Below are 22,093 nucleotides of genomic sequence, written 5' to 3' on the forward strand. Positions count from 1 at the left end.
GGCCAAGATGAGGGAGGGCAAAGCCTGTGTCCGAACTGGGTGTGTTTCTCTCTCCCCGTGAGAGGGCCAGGGTGAGGAGCTTCTTCTCCCTCTTCGTTCCCTCCATTTCCTTCTGTTCAAAATTTGTGTCCATTCGTGTTCATTCGTGGTTAGTGTTTCACTTTTCACGCGTTCTGCCCCCTTTTCCCTCCACCCCATCGTGGTAAAAGGCCAAGGTGAGGGTCTGTAGCGCAGGCGTCCCCCCATGTAGCGCAGGCGTCCTCGCCTGCGGGTTCACGGAGCCTCCCGGCTCCGTGATTGCTGAATTGCCAACGTAAAGAGGAAACGCTCGGAAACAACAAACCGTGCGCCAATCTTTCCTGTGCCGTAACGAAGGTGAGCACGCATCGTAAGGTTGGAATAAGCCTGCGGGACGCAGGCCCAACTCGCAGGCGGGGACGCCTGCGCTACATGGGGTCGAGGCTTGCGCTACACTCCTTCACACTGGCCCGGGGGGGTGAGCGCCATGGTCGCAAGCGCATCGCCCGGATGTTGCACGCGGCGCTTTACACTTCGTAATCTTCGTAGTGCTTGAAGTGGGCGGCGAGGCGTTGTTGGACGCTTTCGCCCACCAGTTCGCACAGTTCGTGCACGCTGGGGTCAATGAGGGAGTACCAGACGGTGTGGCCGTCCTTGCGTTTGCCGAGCACGCCGGCGCTGGTCAGGGCGCGCAGGTGTTTGTCCAGGGTGGCCTGGTTGAGGCGCAGGTGGGATTTGATGTCGGCCAAAGAGCGCTCCTTTACGCCGTCATCCAGCAAGTCAATGATTTTGAGGCGGTGGACATCACCTAAAAGGCGGAAGCGGGCGGCAATGACATGCAACCCTTGATCCGCAGGCACCCGGCTGACTGGTTTTTTTCCCATATCTGGCCCGACCTAACAGTTCGCGTCGCTGGGACTAACCTACGAAGGGGAGGTGGGCTTGTCAAATGCTGGGCGGCATTCGGCCCGATTTTTTAAGGCATGCGCGACTCCACCACTGCTTCCAGGGCTGCGGCAATCGCTGTAGAGGGGAGCTGGGGCGGGCTTTCCGGCAAGGGGCACGGGGCGATGAACACCGGATAATCCGCCGCCTCCGCCGGGGGGGCGCCGTGCGAGCCTTTGACGAGCGAGGCCTCCAGCGGAATGACGTCCATGAGCATGCGGAATCCCAGTCTTTTTTGCAGCAATCGCCAGCCGATTTTAAGCCGGGGAAAACGCAGGGCGGGATCGAGGAATAATTCCACCGGATCATAACCGGGCTTGCGATGAATATCCACGGTGCGCGCAAAGTCCGGTGCCCGGGTGTCGTCGAGCCAGTAATAGTAAGTAAACCAGGCGTTGGGCGCCGCCACTGCGATTAAATCGCCCGCCCGGGGATGCCGCAGTCCGGCCGCGGCGATTTCTTCCGGCCCCAACACCCGGGCAACGCCCGGTGTTTTTTCCAGCAGCCGGCGCACGGCGGGCAGGTCGGCGGGATTTTTAACATATACATGGGCCACCTGGTGATCGGCCACAGCAAAGGCGCGGCTGGCGCCGGCATCCAGCAGCTCGCGCCCCAGCTCCTCCTTGAGGACCAGCCATGCTTCCTGGCGCAGCAGGCGGTTCAAATGCACGGGTTGATGAACCGGCACCAGGCCGTATTCGGAAAGCACCACCGGCGCCACGCCGCGGCCAGTGAAGAAATCGAGCAGCTCGCCGGTGATTTCATCCACCCGCTGCAAGTCCGCCGGGACCGTGGGCGCGTCCGGCCCGTGACGTTGCAAATTGTAATCCAGGTGGGGCAGGTAGATGAGATGCAAATGCGGCTGGAATTTGCGCTCCATCCACTGCGCCGCAGCGGCGATCCAGCGGCTGGCGGCCTCGGGTGGCCCCTGGGGCGAGGCCACGCCCGCCGCCGGCCCCCAGAAGGTGGGAAAGGGAAACTCTCCCAGCTCGCGCTTGAGGTCCGGTTTCAACTCGAAGGGCCAGGTGTAAATGTCGAAGATTTTGCGGCCATCCGCCGGGTACATGGGGCGCGGGGTGATGCTCCAGTCGGCGGAGGAATACATATTGAACCACCAGAAGAGCTTGGCGCAGGTGAATCCCGGATGCCGCTGGCGCAGGCGCTCCCAGATTTTGGGGGCGGTGACCAGGTGATTAGATTGTTTCCAGAAATGCACCTCGGCCAGCTCGCGGTGGTACCAGCCATTGCCCACGATGCCGTGTTGGGCGGGGAGGCAGCCGGTGAGGTAATTGGCCTGGGCGGTGCAGGTGACGGCGGGGAAAGCGGGTTGGATGGGCGCCAGCCAGCCGCGTTGCCGCCAGCGCTGCAAGCGGGGCAGGTGTCCGGATTGCAGGAGGCGGGAAGTCAGTCCCACCACGTTGATGACGGCAACCCGTTGCATGGCTCAAGCCGGGTATAGCCGAAACCTGCTGCCGTTCCCAACGGATTTATGCACGGCGGGCTTTGGCAGGCTCGCGCCAGTTGAGGATGTAATCGCGCTGCTGGGGGGTCTCCGGCGTTTCGGGGTAAAAGGCGGCTTTTTCCACGGTTTTCCACAATTTGCCCAGCTCGCGCAGGGCCTGCTCGCCTTTCATGCCGTGGCGGACGAGGTAGCATCCCACCACCAGACCGGTGCGCCCGATGCCGCCCCAGCAGTGCACATAAACCACATGGCGTTCGGCCAGGGCGTGGTCAATCACATTGAGAATCTGGGCCATGTACTCCGGCGAGCGGGGCACGGAAGCATCAGGAATGGGCAGCCGTTGATAGAGGGGCATCACGCCCAGCTCCTGCGATTCTTCATATAGAAAGCGCTCGTAAGAACGCAATTCGCCGGGGACGGTGAGGTCCAGAAAAAAGGTGATTCCCGCCTCCAGATATTCCCGCAAACGCGCACGCGCTTTTTCGGATCGCTGGTGCCCCGGGTACTCCCCCGCCATGAGTTTGCCTGGTTTGACCCAGTAGGCATTGGAGTTAGGCAACCTATATGGATTCACCCGGCCAAAAACCATGCCCAAACCTATTCACACTTTTCCAACTCGCGCAAGGGAAATTGCCGGGAAAACCAGGCTTCCGGTGAAGGGGTTTCAGCGGTACGCCCAAGGAGCGGAGGGCGTGAGGGAGCATCGCTGGAGGTGGGAGAAAATGGTCATAGGGATTTGGTTCATGGACCGCCCTTGAACCAGCGGCGCAAGCATCCATGTGGCAGCGCCACCGAGGCCACCGTGTTCAGCAGAAACACCGCCACGGCCAACCCGTTGAAGATGGCGCCCCAATGCCGCGCCCAGAAAATCTCCAGCAAATCACCGGCCACGCGCAAGGCCAGAGCGGCATGCAACATCGCCACATGCACATACAGCACCGGCCGGTAGGTGGCGGTAAAATTCAAGATGGCGGGAAAGATGACGGGCGCGTGGCCAAAAATCATGGAAAACACAAAGCCCACAAAGAAGGTGTGGAGCACGGCGTCATAAGGCCAAGGGCCATTTTCCAGCGGACTGTGGCGCATCATCAACAGGCCGCTGAAGGCCATCCACGCGTAGCCGGCTAACAGACATACGGCCATGAATCGCGGCAGGCCAGGATGCCGGAGGGTGCGGCGCGCCAAATCAAACCACCCCAGCCACGCCGCCAGCGCCAACAGCCCCGCGCCTGTCAGACGCTCGCCCCAAAGCTGGTGCCAGGCGCTCAGCCCCACCCCGCCCAAAAACAAGGCCAGTGCGGCATACAAGAAGGGGCGGGACCATTTTGACGGGCGGGTGAAACGGTTTAAGTCCAAGCGCTCGCCCACGATGGTCAGGCCCAGAAAAGCCATCCACCAAGGCACTATCCGGTTGAAGGTCCATCCTTGCGTCCACAGCACATTCCCCGTGACCCAACAAACCGCTGCCACTGCCATCAACACCGTGAACAAGGCCCGTTGCAGCGCCACCACCCGCCAGGCCACCCCCGCAAACACGGCGCTGCCTGCTGTCACGAGCCAAAGGGGATGCGCTGCGGTCACTCCGGCAACCATCGCAATCGAGCCGGCGCCCGTAAGGATGGGCGGAATATACGTCCACCAGGAGCGGAGGCCCACGGCGCGTTCGAGGCCGATGACGGTGCCCAGGAAACCGCACACCATGAGCGGCCCGTGCAGGGTAATCCACTGGGCGCCATGTTCGGGCGTGGGCAGTTGCACCCCCAGCCGCAACAGACCACCCCAAATGGCCGCCACCAGACAGGCCATGGCCAGCACCACCCACGGCGCGCGGCCCGCGCGCTGCCAACCCTGGCTGATTTGTTTTTTACCTTGCATGAAAAAGTGTCATCCGGGCGGGCGTTGCCTGGCCCGTTGTCTTCATTGTAGAGCAGCCTGCCGGGGCAGGTTTGACTTAAGCCAATTATTTTTATTTTTCGGAAAGGCCGAAGAGCACGCGGCAGGATGCAAGGCCGGCGGCAAGCCCCCGGCTAAGCAGACACTGATGCAGCGCCGGCCCCGGCAGCCACCAGCACACCGTGGAAGCGTTGTTTAGAACAGCGTGCCGATGGCCATGCCCAGCACGCTAAGCGGGCCCTGGTCTTCCAGGCCCTCGGTGGCTTTGTCGAGTTTCTGGAGGGTGAGTTTGGCGTTCTTGAAAAGGCTCTCATCATTGACGAGCCGGCCCACCGAGCCCTGGCCGCGGTTGATCTTCTGCATGATTTCCCGCAGATTGGTCATGGCGGTGGAGGTTTCGTTATAAAGTTTGTCGTCCTTGAGCAGCAGGCCCATCGTGCCCCGCCCGGCCTGCACGCCTTCAATCATTTCGTTGGCGCGGGTCAAAGCCAGGTTCAGGTTGGTGGTGATGGTTTTGGCGTTGGCAATGACGGCCCGGCCTTCGTCAATCGCGCTGCGCACTTCCACGGCGGTGGCTTCAAAATTGGAGAGCGTGTTCACCGCGGTGACGTGCAGGGTGTCCTCACGAATCAACCGTCCCACTGTGCCGCGTCCCTGGGCAATCTGGTCGGAAATGCTGCGCAGATTGCCGATGGTCAGGGTGAGCGGCTCGCGGTTTTGTTTCAGGAAATCGGTCAGCGGACCCAGCAGGTTGTCAATGCGGTCCCCGCTGAAACTGCGGGTGATGTTTTCAATGCCCGCCGCCACATTGTCCACCTTGGCCAGCATTTCGCTCAAGTCCGCCCCTTCCACGGTTTCAATGAATTTGCCCGCTTCCAGCGGCACGCCTTTTTCAGAACCGAAATCAAGGGCGACAAAGTTCTGGCCCATGAGGCCGGTGAATTTGATGCGCGCCTTGGAGTCGGTCCGCACCACCACGTCCTTGCGCAGGCGCAGGGTGACCCGCACCAGATTGTTGGTCAGCGTCACGCTGTCCACCCGGCCCACAGGGACCCCCGCCATTTTAACCGGGTCGCCTACTTTCAACTCGTGGACATTTTTGAAAAGTGCGTGCAGCGGGTAGGTTTTCATGAACAGGTCCTTGCTGCCCGCCAGTTCGAGGATGATGACGGCCACGATGACCGCCAGCGCCGCAAAGATGCCCAACCGGGTTTCGAGAGTGTTGCGCATAAGCGTCAGGTTTGAGGTTTGAACTTGAAGTCTGCGGTTAAAAATTTCTGCACTTCGGGGTCGGCGCATTGCCGGACCTGCGAGGGGGTACCAATGGCGCGGAGCTGTCCCCCCAGTAGAATGGCCACGCGGTCGGCGATGCCAAAGGCCAGATCGCGATCGTGGGTCACCACCACGGAGGTGGCCCCCATGCGGTCATTCAGGCGCACGATTTCCTCGGCAATGGTCACGGCAATCAGGGGGTCCAGCTCGCTGGTGGGCTCATCATACAAAATAAGCTGTGGCTCCACCACCAGCGCGCGCGCAATGGCCACCCGCTTTTTCATGCCCCCGGACAGCTCGCCGGGGAGCTTGTTTTCGGTGCCCGCCATGCCCACCAGCTCCAGTTTTTCACGTACAATGCGCTGGATTTCCGCGGCGGGTTTGAGCCGGTGCTCGCTCAGGTAAAGTCCCACATTCTCGCCCACCGTGAGGGAGTTGAGCAGCGCGCCGCTCTGAAAGACCATCGCCATGCGGTAATGGTCCATGATTTGCCCGCCGTCCACCGGCTGGCCGTCAATGAGGATTTCCCCGGCGTCGGGCGTTTCCAGTCCGATGATATGGCGCAGCAGGACACTTTTGCCGCTGCCGCTGGGGCCCATGATGACAAACAGTTCGCCGGGCGCCACCTCGAAGGACAAGCCTTGCAGGACAGTTTGGGCGCCAAAAGTCTTCCGCAGGCCACGCACCGAGACCTTGACCCCGTTGTGTTTGGATTCCGCCGGGTTCATTCCTCAAAATAAAGCAGCAAGCGGGTCACGAAATAATCGAGAATCAAAATCAGCACGATGGAGTTGACCACCGCCTTGGTGACCGAGCGCCCGATGCCGCGGGGCCCGCCGATGGTGACCAGCCCTTGATGGCAGGAAACCAGGCCCACCACGACGGCGAAGCAGAAAGTCTTGAAGAGGCCATGCGCCAGGTCCCCCAGCTCGACCACTTCCTGCAGGTTGTTGAAGTAAGTGGCAAAGGAAATGGCGATGGACTGGTTGTAGTGAGCCACCACCGCCCCGCCCAGCCAGCCGGTTAACACCGCAAATAAAACCAGGGTGGGCAGTGCCACGGCGATGGCCAACATGCGGGGCAGCACCAGGTAATGGACGGGATTGATGTTAAGCGTGCGCAGGGCGTCCAGTTCCTGATAGACCTTCATGGAGCCGATTTCGGCCGCCATGGCGGAGCCGATGCGCCCGGCAATCAGGATGGACATCATGACGGGGGCCAGCTCCTTGCAAATGCTGATGCCGACCACGCCGCCCAACAGGCTGGCCAGCCCGCGCTCGGCCAGCACGGGGCCGGTTTGCAAGGTGAGCACCCCGCCGATGAAAAGGGACAGGATGCACGCCATGAGCAGACTGGCGTTGCCAATCTCAAACATCTGATCCATGATTTTCTGGCGATGCCGCAGCCACAAGGGCAGCGCTTGCAGCGTGCGCCAGAATAGAATCAACATTTCGCCAATGTTTTGAAACATGGTTTTCCGGCCGCCGGGGGGTGTAAGCCCGCGGCTCATTCTCCTTAGCGCGAACGCTGCGGAAATTCAAAACAAATCCCGCATGGTTTGCCGGACGCCCCGCTGGCCGGCGGGGAAAGGAGACCGGCTGACCAGAGAATCATCCTCTGGCCATGACGGCCTTGATGGGCTGGCCGAGGCCGTCGCGGGTGATGTAGAAGGGGCGTTTTTCCACCTCGTAAGCCAGTTGGGGCGAGATGCCCATCAAATAATAAAGCGTGGCGTGGAGGTCCTCAATCACCACCCGGTCCCGCAGGGTTTTGCAGGGCCGCTCCTCGGCGGTCAGGCCATGCAAATACCCTTTTTTCACCCCGCCGCCCCATAACAACACACACCCCGCATCGGTGAAATGCCGGTGCATGCCGTAATGTTTCAGGTCGTTGATGGTATCGGGCACGTCCACCTGGTCTTTGACTTTCTTGTCCGGTTTGCCCTCCACCAGCGAGTCACGGCTGAACTCGCTGGCCAGCACCACCAGCGTGCGCTCCAGCAGCCCGCGCTCTTCCAGGTCAAGGATGAGCCGGGCAATGGGGGCGTCAATGGCCTGTTTCATGTGGACGAGTTTTTCATGGCCGTTCTCGTGGGTGTCCCAATTCAGGAAGGGAATGTATTCGGTGGTGACTTCAATGAAGCGCGCCCCAGCCTCGGCCAGCCGGCGGGCGAGCAAACACCCCAGCCCAAACCGCCCGATGGTGCTTTTTTCGTAGGAGCCGTCCCGGGTTTGTTTGGCTTCGGAGAGTTTGGCCAGGTCCGTAATGCCGCCGGTGTACTGGCGCAGGGAAGCTTCCGGTTCCAGGCTCAAATCAAAGGCCTTGGCCGCGGGCGAGTTCAGCAGCCGGTGCGCGTTATCCACTGCCCGCAGCAGGGACTCGCGCTGGTATTCGCTGCCGTAACGCATTACCGGGCTGCTGGCCAGCAACTGGCGGTAAAAGCGCTCCCGGTTTTGGAAACGGCTCGGGGTCATGCCTTCCGGCGGTTGAATGGCCCGCGCGGCCTGCTCCGGAAACGGCACGTTGAACGGCCCATATTCACTGCCCAAAAAGCCCGCCGTGGTAAAGGCCTTGAGTTCCTCCCCCTCCCCCACATCAAACCGCTGGCCAATGTTAATAAAGGCGGGCAGGGCCGGGTTGAGCGGGCCCAGGGTGCGCGCAATCACCGAGCCGATATGGGGGGCGGCCACGGTTTGCGGCGGCGCATAGCCAGTGTGCCACTGGTATTGATGGCGCGAGTGCAGAATAAAGCCCAAATCGCCGGCGGTGTAGGAACGAATCAAGGTGCCGCGGTCCATCACCCGGGCCAGGTTTTCCAGACCGGCGGAAAAACGGATGCCGTCCACGGCGGTGGGGATGCTGGGAAAGGTGCTCAGGACATCCGAGGGTTTAATGCCTTTTTCAAAGGGCGTGTAGCGCTTGGGATCAAAGGTCTCGGTATGGGCCATGCCGCCCGCCATCCAAAGGATGATGAGACGGTCCGCGGCCGGCTCAATTTTAGGGGCGTCTTCCGCCTCCAGCCGGCGCGGGAACCCCGCCGCCAAAGCGCCAAGGAGGGCCGCGGAAGCGGTTTTGAGAAAATCCCGTCTGGAGGGCGCAGGAATGCGTGCCGGTGTCGTCATAAGCCTCTAATAGATCATCTGAAACTCGGGCAACATGGCCAGGCTCCAGAGAAAGTCCTCAATCCCTTCCTTGCCGGGATGCGCCTTGAGGTAGGCGCGGATGAGGGCGTGTTCGCGTGACGTAGGGGCGCGTCCCAAGGCATGCCGATAGACGGATTGAACCAGTGCTTCCGGGGGATGCGGATAACGCTCGTGCAGCCGGGCGGCGGCCTGCCGCAACAAAGCGGCCAGCGTCTTGCCATTGGCCAACTCCAGCGCTTGCAGGGTGGTAGCCTGGTTGGGGCGGGCCGTGCACACTTGTTCGCGATTCGGCCGGTCCAAGGCCACGGCCAGCGGATCCGCAGCCACCCAGGCAGAGCGATAGCGTCCCCAGCGCTCCAAGGAATGAATGGCTGCGGCAAACTGCCTTTCATTCAACCAGTCGGCCTCGCGCTTCACCGATTCGGGAGAGACTGCCTCCCACTCCGCCGTTGGCGGCAGGGCATTCCAATCGTTGGTGCCCGCCGCGTAAAACCGCCAGTGTTGGGCCGTGTCCAGCTCCCAGACGAGGCCTTCTGATTTCACGCGCAGGGAGGCGGCCAGGCTGCGGGTGGTGGGGAAGGGCGGTTTTTCCGGCTTGCGGCCCACGCGCACGGCAAGGACGTTCAAACCGGCACGCAAATGAGGCGTCAAATCAAGGACGGCGGGCGTCTCGGGGGCACGGGTATCTCCCACGGCCTGGCCGTTAATGTAAAGCTTCCATTCGAGATTGGCCGCCAGCACGGCCAGCGCTTCGGCGGGACGGCTGGCCAGGACCCATTCGCGGGCAAACCACGTCATCCAACGATTGGTGGCGCTCTCGGGGGAGTGGGTGACCTGGAGCACGCGGATTTGCTCAAGGCGCTGAGTTTGCAGGGCGGGCGGCTCCGTCAGCAGCCAGTCCACCGTGGCCGCGGGCGAGGGATAGCCCACGCCGGTGATTTCGGCCAGGACATCCCGGAATTGTTCCGCGGTGAGCCGCCGCACCAGCGGGCCACGAAAAACATAAGCCTCGGAGGCTGCCTCCGTTCCCGGGACGGCCGCCCGCTGGTAGGCGCGCGAGGTCAATATCGTGGCCATGAGGTGTTTGAGGTCATAGCCGTGGGCCACAAAGTCTTCCGCCAGCCAGTCAAGCAATTCAGGATGCCACGCCGGGCCGTCCATTTCATCCACCGGCTCCACCAGCCCGCGGCCAAAGAAACGCGCCCAGAGGCGGTTGACCAGCGTGCGGGGCAGGCGGCCGTTGCGGTCGCTGGTCATGAGGGCGGCGATTTCTCGCAGGCGCTCCTGGCGGTTGGTCGAGGGCGTCAACGCGCCCAGCTCGGGATAGAGGAAAGCGTAGCCCGCCTTGCGGCCGGTGGGTTTGTCGCATTCAAAAATTTCCAGCGGTTCTTCACTGAAGACATTGGCCAGCGCGTACGTGCCCGCCAGGGTGTAATCATTGATGAAACTGTCATGGCAGGAGGCGCACTTGAGATTCACGCCCATGAAGACCTGCGAGACATTTTGCGCGGCCTGCATGGCCGGGGTCTGGCTGGAATTGACCGCGCCGCGCCAGACGATGCCCTTGAGGAAACCCTCGGCTTCGGGCCGCGGATGCAACAGCTCCCGCACCATCTGGTCATAAGGCTTGTTGGTGGCCAGGGCGCTGTAGAGCCAGGCGGTGATTTGTTTGCGCCCGCCGTCAATGTAGCCCGTACCCTTGTAATCGTTGCGGAGCAAATCATTCCAAAAGGAGAGCCAGTGCTCCGCGTAGCGATGGTTGTCTTGCAACAATTGCCGCACCAGCCGCTCCTGCTTGTCCGGGCGCCGATCCGCCAAAAACGCTTCCAGCTCCTGCGGCGTCGGTAAAACCCCCAAGACATCCAGATAAACCCGCCTGGCCCAAGCCGCTTCGGGCGCGGGCGAGCGCGCCGGCACGCCGTGTTGCTGATAGTAACCTGCCAGCCAGCGGTCCACGGGATGCGGCCCACTGAGGGCGGTGGGCGGGGGCGGCTCCACCCGGCGGGGATGCAAATTATGCACCGGCTGCCGCGCAAAGGTGATTTCGGGCGGCCACGGCAGTCCCTGGTCTATCCACGCCCGCAACAGCCCCACCTGCTGCGCGGTGAGACGCTTGCCCTTTTTGGGCATGATATTGTCCGGGTCCAGGCCACTGACCATCTCAATGACCAGGCTGCCAGCGCTGTCGCCCGCGCGGGCGGCAGGGCCGGAATCGCCGCCTCGCAGAAAATCCTCGCGGGTGTCTATCTTGAAGCCTCCCTTGTCCTTGCCCCGGCCATGGCATTGGGCGCAACTGACCTGCAGGATGGGCTGAATGTCCTTGACAAAATCCACCGTGCGGGCCGCCGCGGGTGGCAATTGCTGCCGTTGCGCGGGAGACAAAGCGGCCCAGGTCCAGCAACCGGACAACAACCCAAGCCACACCAGGCCCCATGAGCGCAGGGAATGCATGATTTATTAGGTAGCACAATAGTTCTCATTCGCAAATGGAATGAACACTAGATGAGGCCTCGAACTGGCCCGGGCGGAGATGCGCCGCTTATCTTGTGCCCCAGGGGGTCAGTACGTTGCCTTTGCCCTTGGAAAAAAATTTGCGCCCCGCGGCGATGGGGTTACTTATTAAATTAACTCACTCCAACTATTATTATGGATAACAACAGTCTGGCCAGTCGTCGTGAGTTTGTCCGCCTCTTTGCCATTGGCGCCCTGGGCATGGGATGGTGCGGCCCGTTGCGGCATTTATTCGTGGTGGAAGCGCTAGCCCAAAGCCAGGGCGGCACGGGCACTTTTGTTTGTGACCTCTCGGTCACGCCTTTCACGACGCTGCAAAACACCAATGGCTCAATCCGGGTGCGGGTCACCGGCACGCCCACCAGCTTTGCGGAAATCGTAATCACCCGCCTGGCCAACAATGTGTTTCACGCGGTGACCAGCCGCTGCACCCATGCGGGAACAACCGTCAATCCTTTCAACGGCTCTTTTATCCTTTGTTCGGCGCATGGCTCTCGTTTTGGCGCGGATGGCGCGGTATTGCAAGGCCCTGCCACCACCCCGCTGACCTCGTACACCACTCAATTCCAGGCGTCACCACCGCCGGGGTTGTTGCGCATTCAAATCCCCAATTTGGGCTAGCGCATTGCCGGCGCCCTGACCCCGGTCACCGGCGGCCGCCAGTTCCGGCTGGTATTTCCCACCACCTCCGGCTGGAAGTACGAGGTGCGTTTTCAAGGGAGTTTGGGCGGCACGTCCACCGTGGTGCCGTTTGCCACCACGCAAGGGGCTACGCCGAGCCTGACCGTCTTGAATGGCGATGGGACCACCAAAACGGTCTTTGTTGCGGCCACCAATGAAATCGGCTTTTTCAGCATCGTGACCAAACCTTGATAACACCCCCGGCTGGGCCAGCCAAAGGAAAGCCCCTCACCGGCTTCGCCGTGGAGTGTTCCCAGGCTCCTTGCCCAGCACCTCCTGCACGGACACCCGCAACACCTCCACCATTTGCTCGATTTGTTGCGGGGACACGCAATAGGGCGGCATGAGCACGAGCACATTGCCGATGGGCCGGGTGAGCACGCCGCGGCGGGCCATGGCTTCGCACACGCGGAAGCCGGCGCGGTCGGCCAGCGGAAACGGCTCGCGCGAGCGCCAGTCTTTGACCAGCTCAATGCCCGCCACCAGGCCTTCCTGGCGGATGTCCCCCACCTGGGGGAGGTCCCATAAGGTTTGCAGCGCGCCGGCCAGATGCCGCGCGAGCCGCTGGCGGAGGGCCGCGGCCCCGGGTTTTTGCAACAATCCAAGGCTGGCCAGCGCCGCCGCCGCGCCCAACTGGTTGCCGGTGTAGCTGTGGCCGTGGAAGAAGGTTTTGAACTCGGCGTATTCCCCCAGAAAGGCGTTGAATATTTCGAGGGTGGTCAGGGTGGCAGCCATGGGCAGGTACCCGCCCGTCAAACCTTTGGCCAGAGCCAGAAAGTCTGGCTGCACGCCTTCGCGGTGACAGGCGAAAAGGGGGCCGGTGCGGCCGAAGCCGGTCATGACTTCATCCGCAATCAACAGCGCGCCATGCTCCCGCGCCAAGGCCGCCGCCTGGCGCAGCCAGCCATGGGGCTGGGGAATCATGCCCGCCGCGCCCTGCATGAGGGGTTCAAACACAAAGGCCGCGTAGGGCTGGCCGCGGCGGCGGGCGCGGCCCAGGCGATTTTCCAGTTGGCCCAGACACTGCCACTGGCATTGGCGGTACTGGCGGGCGTCGGCCCTTTCGGGTTGGGCGCGGTTGAAGGGGCAGCGGTAACAATACGGCGCCATGACGGCATCGCTTTTGAACAACAAGCCGGCGTAAGTGCGGTGGAACAAGTCAATGTGTCCCAGACTCACCGCCCCCACGGTATCGCCGTGGTAAGCGCCCTCCAGGCCCAGGAAGCGCGGTTTTGGGCCGCTGCGGCCCAGGCGGCGGCTGGCTTCGTAGGCCAGCTTCAGCGCCACTTCCAGCGCGGTGGAGCCGTCATCGGAGAAAAACACCTTTTCCAGGGCCGGGTTGTTGAGCCGCGGCCGGGCGTCCTTTTGTTCGCGCAACCGCGCCAACCGCACCAGTTGCGCGGCGAGGAGCGCGGCCGGCTCATTGGCCAGGCCCAGGGCGGAGCTGTGGGCGATTTTTTGGAGCTGCGCGCGCAAGGCGCGGTTGAGGGCCGGATGCTGGTGGCCGTGCAGATTGGTCCAAATGGAGGCGTTGGCATCCAAGTATTTTCTGCCGTGGGCGTCCCACAGCACCGGGCCGCGACCGCGCACAATGACAATCGGCTCCTGGCGCATCCAATCGCGCATTTGCGTGAAGGGATGCCACACGTATCGCACATCCAACTGGGCCAGCCGGTTCATGTTAATTTCCGCAGCGCCTCCAGCAGGGCATGGACGTCTTCCGCCGTGTGGGCGGCGCTTAGACTGATACGCAGGCGGGCCCGTCCATGCGGCACGGTGGGATAGCGAATGGCCGGCAGGAAGAAGCCTTGCTCCCGCAGCCGAGCCGCCCAAGCGAGCGCCCGCTCCTCGGCGCCCAGGAGCAGCGGCACAATGGCGGCCGCCGGGTCGGCCACCTGCCAGCCGAGGTCCCGCAAACCCGCCACCAATTGCGCCACGCGCTCCCGCAAGGCTTGCCGGCGCTGTTCCCCTTCCGCCGACTGCGCCAATTGCACACCCGCCAGAGCGGCCGCGGCCACGGCAGGCGGGGGGGCGGTGGAAAAAACAAAACTGCGCGCCCGGTTCACCAACCAGTCCCGCAACACGGGTGGCCCGGCGATGAAACCTCCGGCGGCGCCGAGGGCCTTGCCCAAAGTGCCCATCTGGACTTCGATGCGCCCGGCCAGGTTGAGTTGTTGGGCCAAGCCCGCCCCGCGCGGGCCAAGGACGCCGGTGGCGTGGGCTTCATCCACCAGCAACCAGGCTCCGTAACGCTCTTTGAGCGCAACCAGGTCCGCCAGCGGCGCGGCGTCGCCGTCCATGGAATAGACCGACTCGCATACGATTAAAACGCGCCGGGCCCCGCCCGCCGCCCGCTGGCTCACGGCCCATTGGAGCTTGGCCTCCAAATCTTCGAGGTCATTGTGCGCAAACACGCGCAGCCGGGCGCCGCTCAGGCGTGCGCCGTCCACCAGGCAGGCATGCGCCAGTTTGTCCAGCAACACGACATCGCCCTTGTCCACCAGCGCCGGGATGACGCCCAGGGCGGTGGCATAGCCGCTGGAGAAACTCAGGGCCGCCCCGGCGTTTTTATAATCGGCCAAAGCTGTTTCCAAATCAGATTGAGGCGGCAGCGAGCCGCTCAACAGCCGTGCAGCGCCTGCGCCCGCGCCGTACCTTTGCACCGCGGCGGCGGCGGCTTCTTTCAAGCGCGGATGATTGGCCAGACCCAGGTAATCATTGGCGGAGAAATTCAAGTAATCACGCCCGGACAGGCGGACCCGGGGGCCTTGCGGGGAATCCAGGGCCGTCAAGGCGCGGCCCAGCCCCCGCTCGCGCCAGCGGGCCAAATCCTCAGTCAGTTGTGCCGCAAAATCAGTCACATTACCGGCAGCGCACTCAAAACTGAAACGCCCGTGCTGGCAATGGAAAAATGGCTGCCCTTCCCTGACGGGGGAGGCGGTGGGCACCGTGCTGGGGCTAGCGGAACGAGCGAGCGGGGAACCGGCGGGGGTGGAAATGCCGTTGCCAATCCGGCGGATTAAAGGCATGTTGAGGGGGTGATGGCCACGCGGGGGGAACCGGAACCCACGATGCGGCAGCCTTGGACAACGCAGGCAGGCAGGCATTCCCGCCGGGAATGGCGCCAGGGATTTAACCTCATTGAGTTACTGGTGGTGGTGGCCATTATTGCCATTTTGGCGGCCCTGCTGTTGCCGGCGCTGGCGCTGGCGAAGGAAAGAGCGCGGCGCGCCCAGTGTGTGAGCAATTTGCGGCAGTTGACGCTGGCCATGCACGCCTACGCCGATGATTACCGCCAGCGGCTGCCCTCCGGCATGAACAACAAAATGGGCGGCTTCAACCTGTTTCAGCACATTTCCTGGCTCTCCGATGAAACTTATCAATTGTGGCTGGAATATCAGCTTACCTACCGGGTGATGATTTGTCCCAATGTGTACGCCTGCTACGGAGATGAGCCCCGCAAGGAGGTCCGCGGCGTGGAGCTGGGCTACAATTACCTGGGCGGCCGCGGCTACTATGATGACCTGCCGCCCGCCAAGTTTAACTGGCAATCGCCCCAGAGCCTCAATGACCGCCCCACCAACGGCCAGCCCGCGCTGGAGCTGTTCTGCGATTTGAATCAGTACTCGCAGACGGAAAAATTCACCACCGCCCAGCATACGGCCACCGGCGGGCGCACGGAAATAGACCCGGTGAAGCAGGTGGAAACCGTGCGCCTCTACAGCTTTGGCGCTGTGCCGCCGGCGCAGGCGGGCAGCCGGGGCGGCAATGTGTCATTTTTGGATGGCTCGGTGCGGTGGGTGCCGATGTCCAGGATGCGCGAGCACGAGGCGATGGACCCCTTGAGCCGCAAGCATTTCGGCGCGTTTTGGTGACCAGCCCGGCGCCCGCTTTCACGGCATCCCAAAATGCCGGGCGGCAAAACGAAGGTATTGTTCCCAGTCGTAGGCGGTGATGTCGTGCGCTCCCGCCCGCAGATGATAACCGATGTGGCCGCCCACCGGCGTGTTGGTGGCGGGCATTTGCTCCACTCCCAGCCCCGGCAGGCCATACAGCCGATACACCGGCTCGGCGTGTTTGGCCGCCAGGAATTCGCCTTTGGGGTCGGCCCATAAATCCTTGTCGGCGCTGGCCACATAGACTGGCCGCGGCGCAATGAGTGCGATGAGCTGATGCTGGTCCACCGGCAGGGCATCCTCGTTGTTGTTATACTGCTTGAACAACCCGCAGAACCAGTGCGGAAAGACCGTGTTGATGCGCTCCACCGTCTCGCCAAAGCGCCGTCGGCTCAAGGCAGCCCCGCCGCAGCCGGAGTCATTGGAAATCACGATGGCAAAGCGCGTGTCCACCGCGCCCGCCCACAAGGCAGCCTTGCCGTGACGGGAATGCCCGAAGACCACCACGCGGCGGGCGTCCAAATCCCGGTCTTTTTCGATGTAATCCATGGCCCGGCTCAGTCCCCAGGCCCAAGCTGCGAGCGCGCCCCAGTCCGACGGGCCATAGACAGTGTTGGGGCCTTGCTTGCTGAGGGCGGCGCGCACGCCGGTTTTCCAGCCCTCCTCATGGTCCGGCTCGATGTCGCCATAATAGAAAGTCGCCACGGCAAATCCCCGTTCAAGCGCCTGTTCAATGGCCCAGCGGGACGCCTGGCAGCCGCGCGATTTTTCCGTGGCGCGGTTGTTCACCACGGTGTCGTCCTTGCTCTGCCGGAGCCAGCGCTCAGTCATTTTAATGGCCGGGTCGGGATGAACGGACTGGTTGCCAAAGTAATTCAACCCCAGAAATACCGGCACGGGTTTGAGGGCCTGGTTGGGGAGGTAAATCAGCAGCTCGAGGGACGGGCCGTTGGTCTTGCCGGTGAGGTAAATGATGATTTCCTTGCGGGTGGCTTTGCCGTCCAACGCCCGGCGGTCATACGACCAGGTCTGAAACTTCATCCCGGCCGGCCGTCCCGGCGCGCGGCCATACACGTGCTCCGTGAACAATTTGAGAATGGCCGGACGCCCTTTTTTCTCCCAGGTTTTGGCGTCTTCGATGGGTTTGCCGTTGGGCAGGACGAGCGGGTCCGGCAGCCGGTATTCCGGCACTTTGTCCTCATCATAATTGGGTTGAAAAGGGGCTGCCGCGGCCCACAACGCAGCCAAAGAGAGTCCCAGACTGCCAAGGAAGCGTGCTTTCATCAGGAAGCATTTTACCTGGGCCGGACGGGTTTGACGAGACCGAAACGAGGCTTGCGCGGCCCTTCCGGAGCGGGCTATGTTACCCGTACAGCCGATGGGCTGAACTCCCGGCCGCGGCTGATGGCATCTATGAAAATAATTTATTCTGTCTGCCTGCGTGGGGTCATGGCCGCCGTATTGGCTGCGGGTCTGTGGCTTGGGCCGGCCCTGGCCGCCGAGTTGAGCGAGGCCGAGAAGGCCTGGGAGGAATTTCAACTGGCCAGCCGCACCCCGCCCACGCCCAAGGAATGGCGGGCGCAGCGGCCGACTAAAGAGGAGTACGAAAAATACCTGGGCACGGTGAAGGAAACCCTCCTGCGGGCGGTGGACAAGGCGAAGGACTTTTACACGCGTTTTCCCGATGACCCCAACGCCCCCCGGGCGCGGCGCAAGGAATATGAGTTTTTGAATCGCCTCATCAGCATGGGCCAGAAGGGTTTGGAGGCGCGGGTGGTGGAGCTGGAGAAAGCGCGGCTGGCCGACAGCACTCTTTCCGAGGAGGACCGGTTTGAAATTCGCCACAAGCAGGTGGAACGCCGGGTGCATGCCGTGCAAGAGCAAGGCACGGCGGCCATGCTGGCCGAGCTGGAAAAAGGGGCGCGCGAGCTGCAAAAGGAATTCCCCGGGCAGCCGGAGGTGTACGAGATGCTGTTTTCCGTGGTGGCCAATGCGGAGGGCGAAAAAGGCCGGGAACTGGCCCGGGAGCTGCTCAAGGAGCCGCGCGCCCCGCAGGCGGTGAAGGAGCGTTGCGCCGGTTTGCTGAAGCGGCTGGAAGCGCTGGGCAAACCGCTGGAGCTGTCGTTCACTGCTCTGGATGGCCGCGAAGTGAAGCTTTCGGATTACAAGGGCAAGGTGGTGCTGGTGGATTTCTGGGCCACGTGGTGCGGGCCGTGCGTTGCCGAGCTGCCCAATGTGTTGAAAACGTACGAAGAGCTGCATCCCAAGGGCTTTGAAATTGTGGGCATCAGTTTCGACAACAGCAAGGAAGCCCTCCAGAAGTTCATCAAGGAAAAGAACATGCCCTGGCCGCAATACTTTGACGGCAAGGCCTGGGGCAACAAGTTTGGCCAGGAATTTGGCATCACCGCCATTCCCACCATGTGGCTGGTGGACAAAAAAGGCGTGCTGGTGGACATGAACGCCCGCGCCAACCTGGCGGACAAGGTCCGCAAACTGCTGGCCGAGTAAAGCGGCTTCAGGCTGCGGGCGGTGGCTGCCAGGCCAGCGAGGCAAAGCCGAACGCCGCCAGAAACTCGGCCGTCTCGGCGGTCACCTGCACGCGCTGCCGGGTGTACGGTTGCACAAAAGCCAGATGCGCCGCCCGCAGCGCCAGCGGAAAACGCTCCCGCGCGGCCGGGGTGGGCGGCTGCCCGCCGTAGAGAGTGTCGCCCGCCACCGGACAGCCCGCTGCCGCCAGGTGAACGCGAATTTGATGCGTGCGGCCGGTGACAGGGCGCGCTTCCACCACGGTGAAGCGCGGATGGCTGGCGAGGACGCGAAAATGAGTTTCGGCCGGTTTGCCGCGGCGCTCATCCACCTGCATGCGGCCCGGGCGACCGGGTACGGGGGCGAGGGGTTGGGTGGCCGTCCATTCCTTTTGGGGCGGGGGGCGGTGAACCACCGCGAGGTACACCTTGTGCACCTGCCGCTGCTCAAACAAATCGGTGTAGGCATCCAGCAGCGCCCGCTGTTTCACCATCAACACCAGGCCGGTGGTCTCGGCATCCAGCCGGTGCACAAAACGAAGAAACTTGAGCTGCCGCGCACGCGCCCAGGGGGCACCCGCCTGAATGGCTGCCATGAGGGCTGCGGTTAAATTCCGGGAGGTGCGGTCCCAGTGCGCCGGCGCCAGCAGCCAGCCTGCGGGTTTGTCCACCACCAGGCATTGGCGGTCCTCGTGCACAATCGGGATGCGCACGCGCCCGCGGCCGCGTCCCAGTTCAATCCATGGCTCGCGCCACATAGTTCAGCAAAAGCAATCCCCCGCCTTGCGGCGGGGGATTTGAGGAGAGGGTTGCCGAGGGTATGCGCCTCACACCGCCTTGTCCCACGGGGCGCGTTTGGGACGGTCCAGCCAGCCGTTGGCTTCGTTGTCGCCAATAAACCGTTCTTTCACCGGGTCCCATTTCAAGGCGCGCTTGTTCCAGTAGGCCAAATTGCCCAGATGGCAGACGGTCACGGAGCGGCAGCCCACCTCGACGTCGCAGATGGGTTTCTGGCGGGAGCGCATGCAGGCCAGGAAATCCCGCTGGTGATTGGAGCTGTTGTAGAGCTTGATGGGCAGGCTGCCGGGTTTGTAGTCCGCGTCAATGCCTTCCGGCTCCGCTTTGAAGCGGCCGCGGTCCACGCAAATCTTGCCTTTTTCGCCCACAAACACCACGCCGAAGCCGTAGCCCTGGAGGCCGCCGTGATACATCAAGGTGCCGTCGGCATATTTGTAGGTGAGGCGTTTGATGTCCTTGCCGTCGGGCGGGAGGATTTCCACCGGCCCGCTTTCGTCCATGCCCAGGCCCCATTGGGCGATGTCGAAGTGATGGGCGCCCCAGTCGGTCATCATGCCGCCGGAATACTCGCGGTAATTGCGCCAGTTCGGGAAATGGCTGTGGGGGGATTCTTTCTTCACGCCATTCTCCTCCTTGACCACCCGGCGCGGGCTGAGCACCGAGTTGTAGGGGCGCATCGGCGCCGGCCCCAGCCACAAGTCCCAATCCAGGTCCGGCTCCATCGGTTCTTCCGGCAAATCGCACCATTTGGACGGGCCGCCCACCGAGACGTAGATTTCCTGAATTTTGCCGATGACGCCATTGCGCACCAGTTCGCAGGCCTTGAGGAATTCACGCGAGGAACGCTGCATGCTGCCGGTCTGGAAGACGCGCTGGTTTTTGCGGACGGCGTTCACCATGGCGCGGGCTTCGGCGATGGTCAGGGAGAGGGGTTTTTCGCAATAAATGTCCTTCTTGGCGTTGGCGGCCATGATCACCTGGATGGCGTGCCAGTGATCGGGCGTGGCAATGCACACGGCGTCAATGTCCTTGCGCTGGAGCAATTCCCGGAAATCCTTATAGGCGTCGCATCCCTTGTATGTCCCCTGCGCCGCATTTTTGGCGTAGCGGTCTTCCACCATCTTTTTGTGGTATTGGAGGCGGAAGCCGTCGCAGTCATTGACGGCCACAACCTGGACTTCGGACATGCCCAGCCAGCCGCCCAACAGGCCCCGGCCTTGGGTGCCCATGCCAATGCATCCCATGGTGATGCGGTTGTTGGGGCTGACCTCCGCTGACCAGACGTGTGAGGGCAGAATGAACGGAGCGGACGCCGCCAGCGCGGCAGAACGCAGGAAACTGCGCCGGTTGACCGAATAATGGTTGCTCATAAGGATTATTTATTATTGCCAAGATTATGACGCGCCAAACTTCTTCCTCATTCAAGGAAAATTTTACAACCGCCGCGTCCCCCGAGCGGAAGAAAGGCTAACACACTTTGGCCACTTCCAAATCCAACAGCCGTCCCAGCTTCTCAAGTTTGCTGGCCAGGTGCCCTACGCCCACGGCGCAATGATGGGCCGGCCCGTGGGCATTCCACGCCTCCATGAACCGCCGCGCCCCCAGGCTGAACCGGTAACGGCTGTTGGTGTTGCCGATTTCCAAAATCGGCCCCGCCACCGACTCTCCTTCCGCGATGAGAAACTTCAGGCGGCCGGCTCCGTCTTCGACGACGGACAACAAAGTCACGGGGCCGTGGCGCACGCTCATTTCGACGGAAAGCCCGCGGCCCACCTTGCCATGATAGACCCGCAGGGGGCGGACCCTGGTTTTGCCTTCGGCAATGGCAATGTGCCCCGGGCCGTCGTGGCCCATCAGCACCACGTCATCCCGGTAATCCACGGCGTAGTATTCGGTGAAGGAGCCGCCGGCGCCGAAGGCATCCATGATTTTCATGGCCTGGACGTTTTTCACCTCGTACTCGCCGGCCACGGGCACGCCGCGGGCGGTGAGCAGGGAATTGCCCAGAATAATGGAGCTGATGGCGTCCTCGTTTTCCGGGTTGCCGCTGCCCATGTAGTAGTAGGCCAGGGCGCCGAGCCGATGGCGCGCCACCAGTTGGTCCAGGGCCACCGAGGTCCGCGCCGCCCGCTCCAGCTCGGCGGGCGGACAATCCGGCTCGATGTCGAAGTGCTGGTGAAACTCCGCCACGCGGCGCTGGATTTGGCGGGCGGTGACGCTGCGGCGCAGGGCGCTCAATTCATCCACTTCCAGATGCTCGAAGTGATTGCCAAAGCAGGCGCAATGCGTGGTCAAATCGGAGGCAATGTCCAGCATGCCACCATAATAATGGCCCATCAGACCCACGCGGTTGTGGGCCAGGATATGGGCCACGCGGGCGGCTTCGAGCCATTCCTCCAGCTCCCGCTCGACGGCGGGATCGCCCGTAAGGCGGCCGGTGATCTGATGGAAACGAATGCCGGCGCGCTTGAACACATTGGCCATTTCCGGCACCGGACAGGCCGAGCACCAGGCCAGCCATTCGCCGGTCATGCGCGTGCGGTCGCCCAGTTGGTTGAACCAGGCATAATCCAGGGCGTCGCCCGGTTGCAAATTGAGGATGATGACCGGCACGCGGGCGCGCTGCACGACGGGCAGGACGGTGGAGGAAAGCGCGTAGGTGGTGACGTAGAGGAAGAGGACGTCCACATCCGCCTGCCGGAATTGATGGCCGGCCGCCAGGGCTTTTTCGGGAGTATCCACCAGGCCCAGGGAGACCAGCTCCACCCCGGGGCGTTGAAGGCGTTGCTCGACGAGGCGCAGATAGCCGAGGAGCCGGCGTTTCAAGCCCTTGAACTGGGGCCAGTAGGCTTCCAGGCCGATGCCGAACAAACCGACTTTGAGGGGATAACTAGGGCGCATGGGAGGAGGAGGGCCAAGGGGCCGCCCGCCGGCTGCCGGGCGTGG

The 22,093-nt window shown here is 62.7% G+C and carries 19 protein-coding genes; 4 read left to right on the forward strand and 15 right to left on the reverse strand.

Annotation, left to right across the window (positions count from 1 at the left end; translation table 11 throughout):
- Nucleotides 1-545: 545 nt before the first annotated feature.
- The 9 genes from NXS98_RS12725 to NXS98_RS12765 all read right to left on the reverse strand — a co-directional run bounded on the left by NXS98_RS12725 (nucleotide 546) and on the right by NXS98_RS12765 (nucleotide 11,184).
- Nucleotides 546-902: an ArsR/SmtB family transcription factor gene (locus tag NXS98_RS12725; protein WP_283845386.1), complete on the reverse strand. Its 357-nt coding sequence runs from the start codon at nucleotides 900-902 to the stop codon at nucleotides 546-548.
- A gap of 92 nt (nucleotides 903-994) precedes the next feature.
- The gene (locus NXS98_RS12730) at nucleotides 995-2,404 is read right to left on the reverse strand and encodes an alkaline phosphatase family protein (RefSeq protein ID WP_283845387.1); all 1,410 of its coding nucleotides are present in this window, start codon (nucleotides 2,402-2,404) and stop codon (nucleotides 995-997) included.
- A gap of 46 nt (nucleotides 2,405-2,450) precedes the next feature.
- Entirely contained in the window at nucleotides 2,451-2,984 is a 534-nt protein-coding gene (locus tag NXS98_RS12735) for a protein-tyrosine phosphatase family protein (RefSeq protein ID WP_283845388.1), read from the reverse strand.
- Nucleotides 2,985-3,166: 182 nt separating this feature from the next.
- Nucleotides 3,167-4,300: a DUF8744 domain-containing protein gene (locus NXS98_RS12740; protein ID WP_283845390.1), complete on the reverse strand. Its 1,134-nt coding sequence runs from the start codon at nucleotides 4,298-4,300 to the stop codon at nucleotides 3,167-3,169.
- 213 nt (nucleotides 4,301-4,513) lie between these two features.
- Nucleotides 4,514-5,548, reverse strand: coding sequence for an MlaD family protein (locus tag NXS98_RS12745; RefSeq protein ID WP_283845391.1), 1,035 nt, complete (start codon nucleotides 5,546-5,548; stop codon nucleotides 4,514-4,516).
- Nucleotides 5,549-5,553: 5 nt separating this feature from the next.
- Complete coding sequence (locus NXS98_RS12750; RefSeq protein WP_283845392.1) at nucleotides 5,554-6,318, reverse strand: ABC transporter ATP-binding protein; 765 nt, start codon at nucleotides 6,316-6,318, stop codon at nucleotides 5,554-5,556.
- Nucleotides 6,315-7,061: an MlaE family ABC transporter permease gene (locus tag NXS98_RS12755; RefSeq protein WP_283845393.1), complete on the reverse strand. Its 747-nt coding sequence runs from the start codon at nucleotides 7,059-7,061 to the stop codon at nucleotides 6,315-6,317. The genes NXS98_RS12750 and NXS98_RS12755 overlap by 4 nt, the downstream gene beginning before the upstream one ends.
- A gap of 139 nt (nucleotides 7,062-7,200) precedes the next feature.
- A complete protein-coding gene (locus NXS98_RS12760) occupies nucleotides 7,201-8,712 on the reverse strand; it encodes a DUF1501 domain-containing protein (protein ID WP_283845394.1) in 1,512 nt (503 codons plus the stop codon).
- A 6-nt stretch (nucleotides 8,713-8,718) separates the two neighbouring features.
- Nucleotides 8,719-11,184, reverse strand: a complete 2,466-nt coding sequence (locus NXS98_RS12765; protein ID WP_283845395.1) for a DUF1549 domain-containing protein — start codon at nucleotides 11,182-11,184, stop codon at nucleotides 8,719-8,721.
- A 195-nt stretch (nucleotides 11,185-11,379) separates the two neighbouring features.
- On the opposite strand from NXS98_RS12765, the gene NXS98_RS12770 reads away from it, so the two are divergent.
- Together NXS98_RS12770 and NXS98_RS12775 are read left to right on the forward strand one after the other, a co-directional pair.
- Nucleotides 11,380-11,865 (forward strand): QcrA and Rieske domain-containing protein, encoded by a 486-nt coding sequence (locus NXS98_RS12770; protein WP_283845396.1) that lies wholly within the window; start codon nucleotides 11,380-11,382, stop codon nucleotides 11,863-11,865.
- A gap of 102 nt (nucleotides 11,866-11,967) precedes the next feature.
- A complete protein-coding gene (locus tag NXS98_RS12775; RefSeq protein ID WP_283845397.1) occupies nucleotides 11,968-12,117 on the forward strand; it encodes a hypothetical protein in 150 nt (49 codons plus the stop codon).
- Nucleotides 12,118-12,153: 36 nt separating this feature from the next.
- On the opposite strand, the gene bioA is transcribed toward NXS98_RS12775, so the two are convergent.
- Both bioA and bioF read right to left on the reverse strand, forming a co-directional pair.
- Nucleotides 12,154-13,605, reverse strand: coding sequence for an adenosylmethionine--8-amino-7-oxononanoate transaminase (bioA, locus tag NXS98_RS12780; RefSeq protein WP_283845398.1), 1,452 nt, complete (start codon nucleotides 13,603-13,605; stop codon nucleotides 12,154-12,156).
- Nucleotides 13,602-14,954 carry an 8-amino-7-oxononanoate synthase gene (gene bioF, locus NXS98_RS12785; protein WP_283845399.1) on the reverse strand — a complete coding sequence of 451 codons (1,353 nt, stop codon included), beginning with the start codon at nucleotides 14,952-14,954 and terminating at the stop codon, nucleotides 13,602-13,604. The genes bioA and bioF overlap by 4 nt, the downstream gene beginning before the upstream one ends.
- Nucleotides 14,955-14,996: 42 nt before the next feature.
- On the opposite strand from bioF, the gene NXS98_RS12790 reads away from it, so the two are divergent.
- Nucleotides 14,997-15,800: a DUF1559 family PulG-like putative transporter gene (locus NXS98_RS12790; RefSeq protein ID WP_283848173.1), complete on the forward strand. Its 804-nt coding sequence runs from the start codon at nucleotides 14,997-14,999 to the stop codon at nucleotides 15,798-15,800.
- Between the two features lie 18 nt (nucleotides 15,801-15,818).
- Here NXS98_RS12790 and NXS98_RS12795 read toward each other — a convergent pair whose 3' ends face one another.
- A complete protein-coding gene (locus NXS98_RS12795) occupies nucleotides 15,819-17,105 on the reverse strand; it encodes a glucuronyl esterase domain-containing protein (RefSeq protein WP_283845400.1) in 1,287 nt (428 codons plus the stop codon).
- Nucleotides 17,106-17,234: 129 nt separating this feature from the next.
- Here NXS98_RS12795 and NXS98_RS12800 point away from each other — a divergent pair, with 129 nt between their 5' ends.
- Complete coding sequence (locus NXS98_RS12800; protein WP_283845401.1) at nucleotides 17,235-18,332, forward strand: TlpA family protein disulfide reductase; 1,098 nt, start codon at nucleotides 17,235-17,237, stop codon at nucleotides 18,330-18,332.
- A 7-nt stretch (nucleotides 18,333-18,339) separates the two neighbouring features.
- Here the strand turns inward: NXS98_RS12800 and NXS98_RS12805 are convergent, their stop codons facing one another.
- The 3 genes from NXS98_RS12805 to NXS98_RS12815 all read right to left on the reverse strand — a co-directional run bounded on the left by NXS98_RS12805 (nucleotide 18,340) and on the right by NXS98_RS12815 (nucleotide 22,048).
- The gene (locus NXS98_RS12805) at nucleotides 18,340-19,107 is read right to left on the reverse strand and encodes an RluA family pseudouridine synthase (RefSeq protein ID WP_283845402.1); all 768 of its coding nucleotides are present in this window, start codon (nucleotides 19,105-19,107) and stop codon (nucleotides 18,340-18,342) included.
- Nucleotides 19,108-19,176: 69 nt separating this feature from the next.
- Nucleotides 19,177-20,517 (reverse strand): Gfo/Idh/MocA family protein, encoded by a 1,341-nt coding sequence (locus tag NXS98_RS12810; protein WP_283845403.1) that lies wholly within the window; start codon nucleotides 20,515-20,517, stop codon nucleotides 19,177-19,179.
- Nucleotides 20,518-20,614: 97 nt separating this feature from the next.
- On the reverse strand, nucleotides 20,615-22,048 hold the full coding sequence (locus NXS98_RS12815) for an arabinose isomerase (RefSeq protein ID WP_283845404.1): 1,434 nt from the start codon (nucleotides 22,046-22,048) through the stop codon (nucleotides 20,615-20,617).
- Nucleotides 22,049-22,093 lie beyond the last annotated feature (45 nt).

Source organism: Fontisphaera persica, from assembly GCF_024832785.1.
In the GTDB taxonomy this organism is placed as follows: Bacteria; Verrucomicrobiota; Verrucomicrobiia; order Limisphaerales; family Fontisphaeraceae; genus Fontisphaera; species Fontisphaera persica.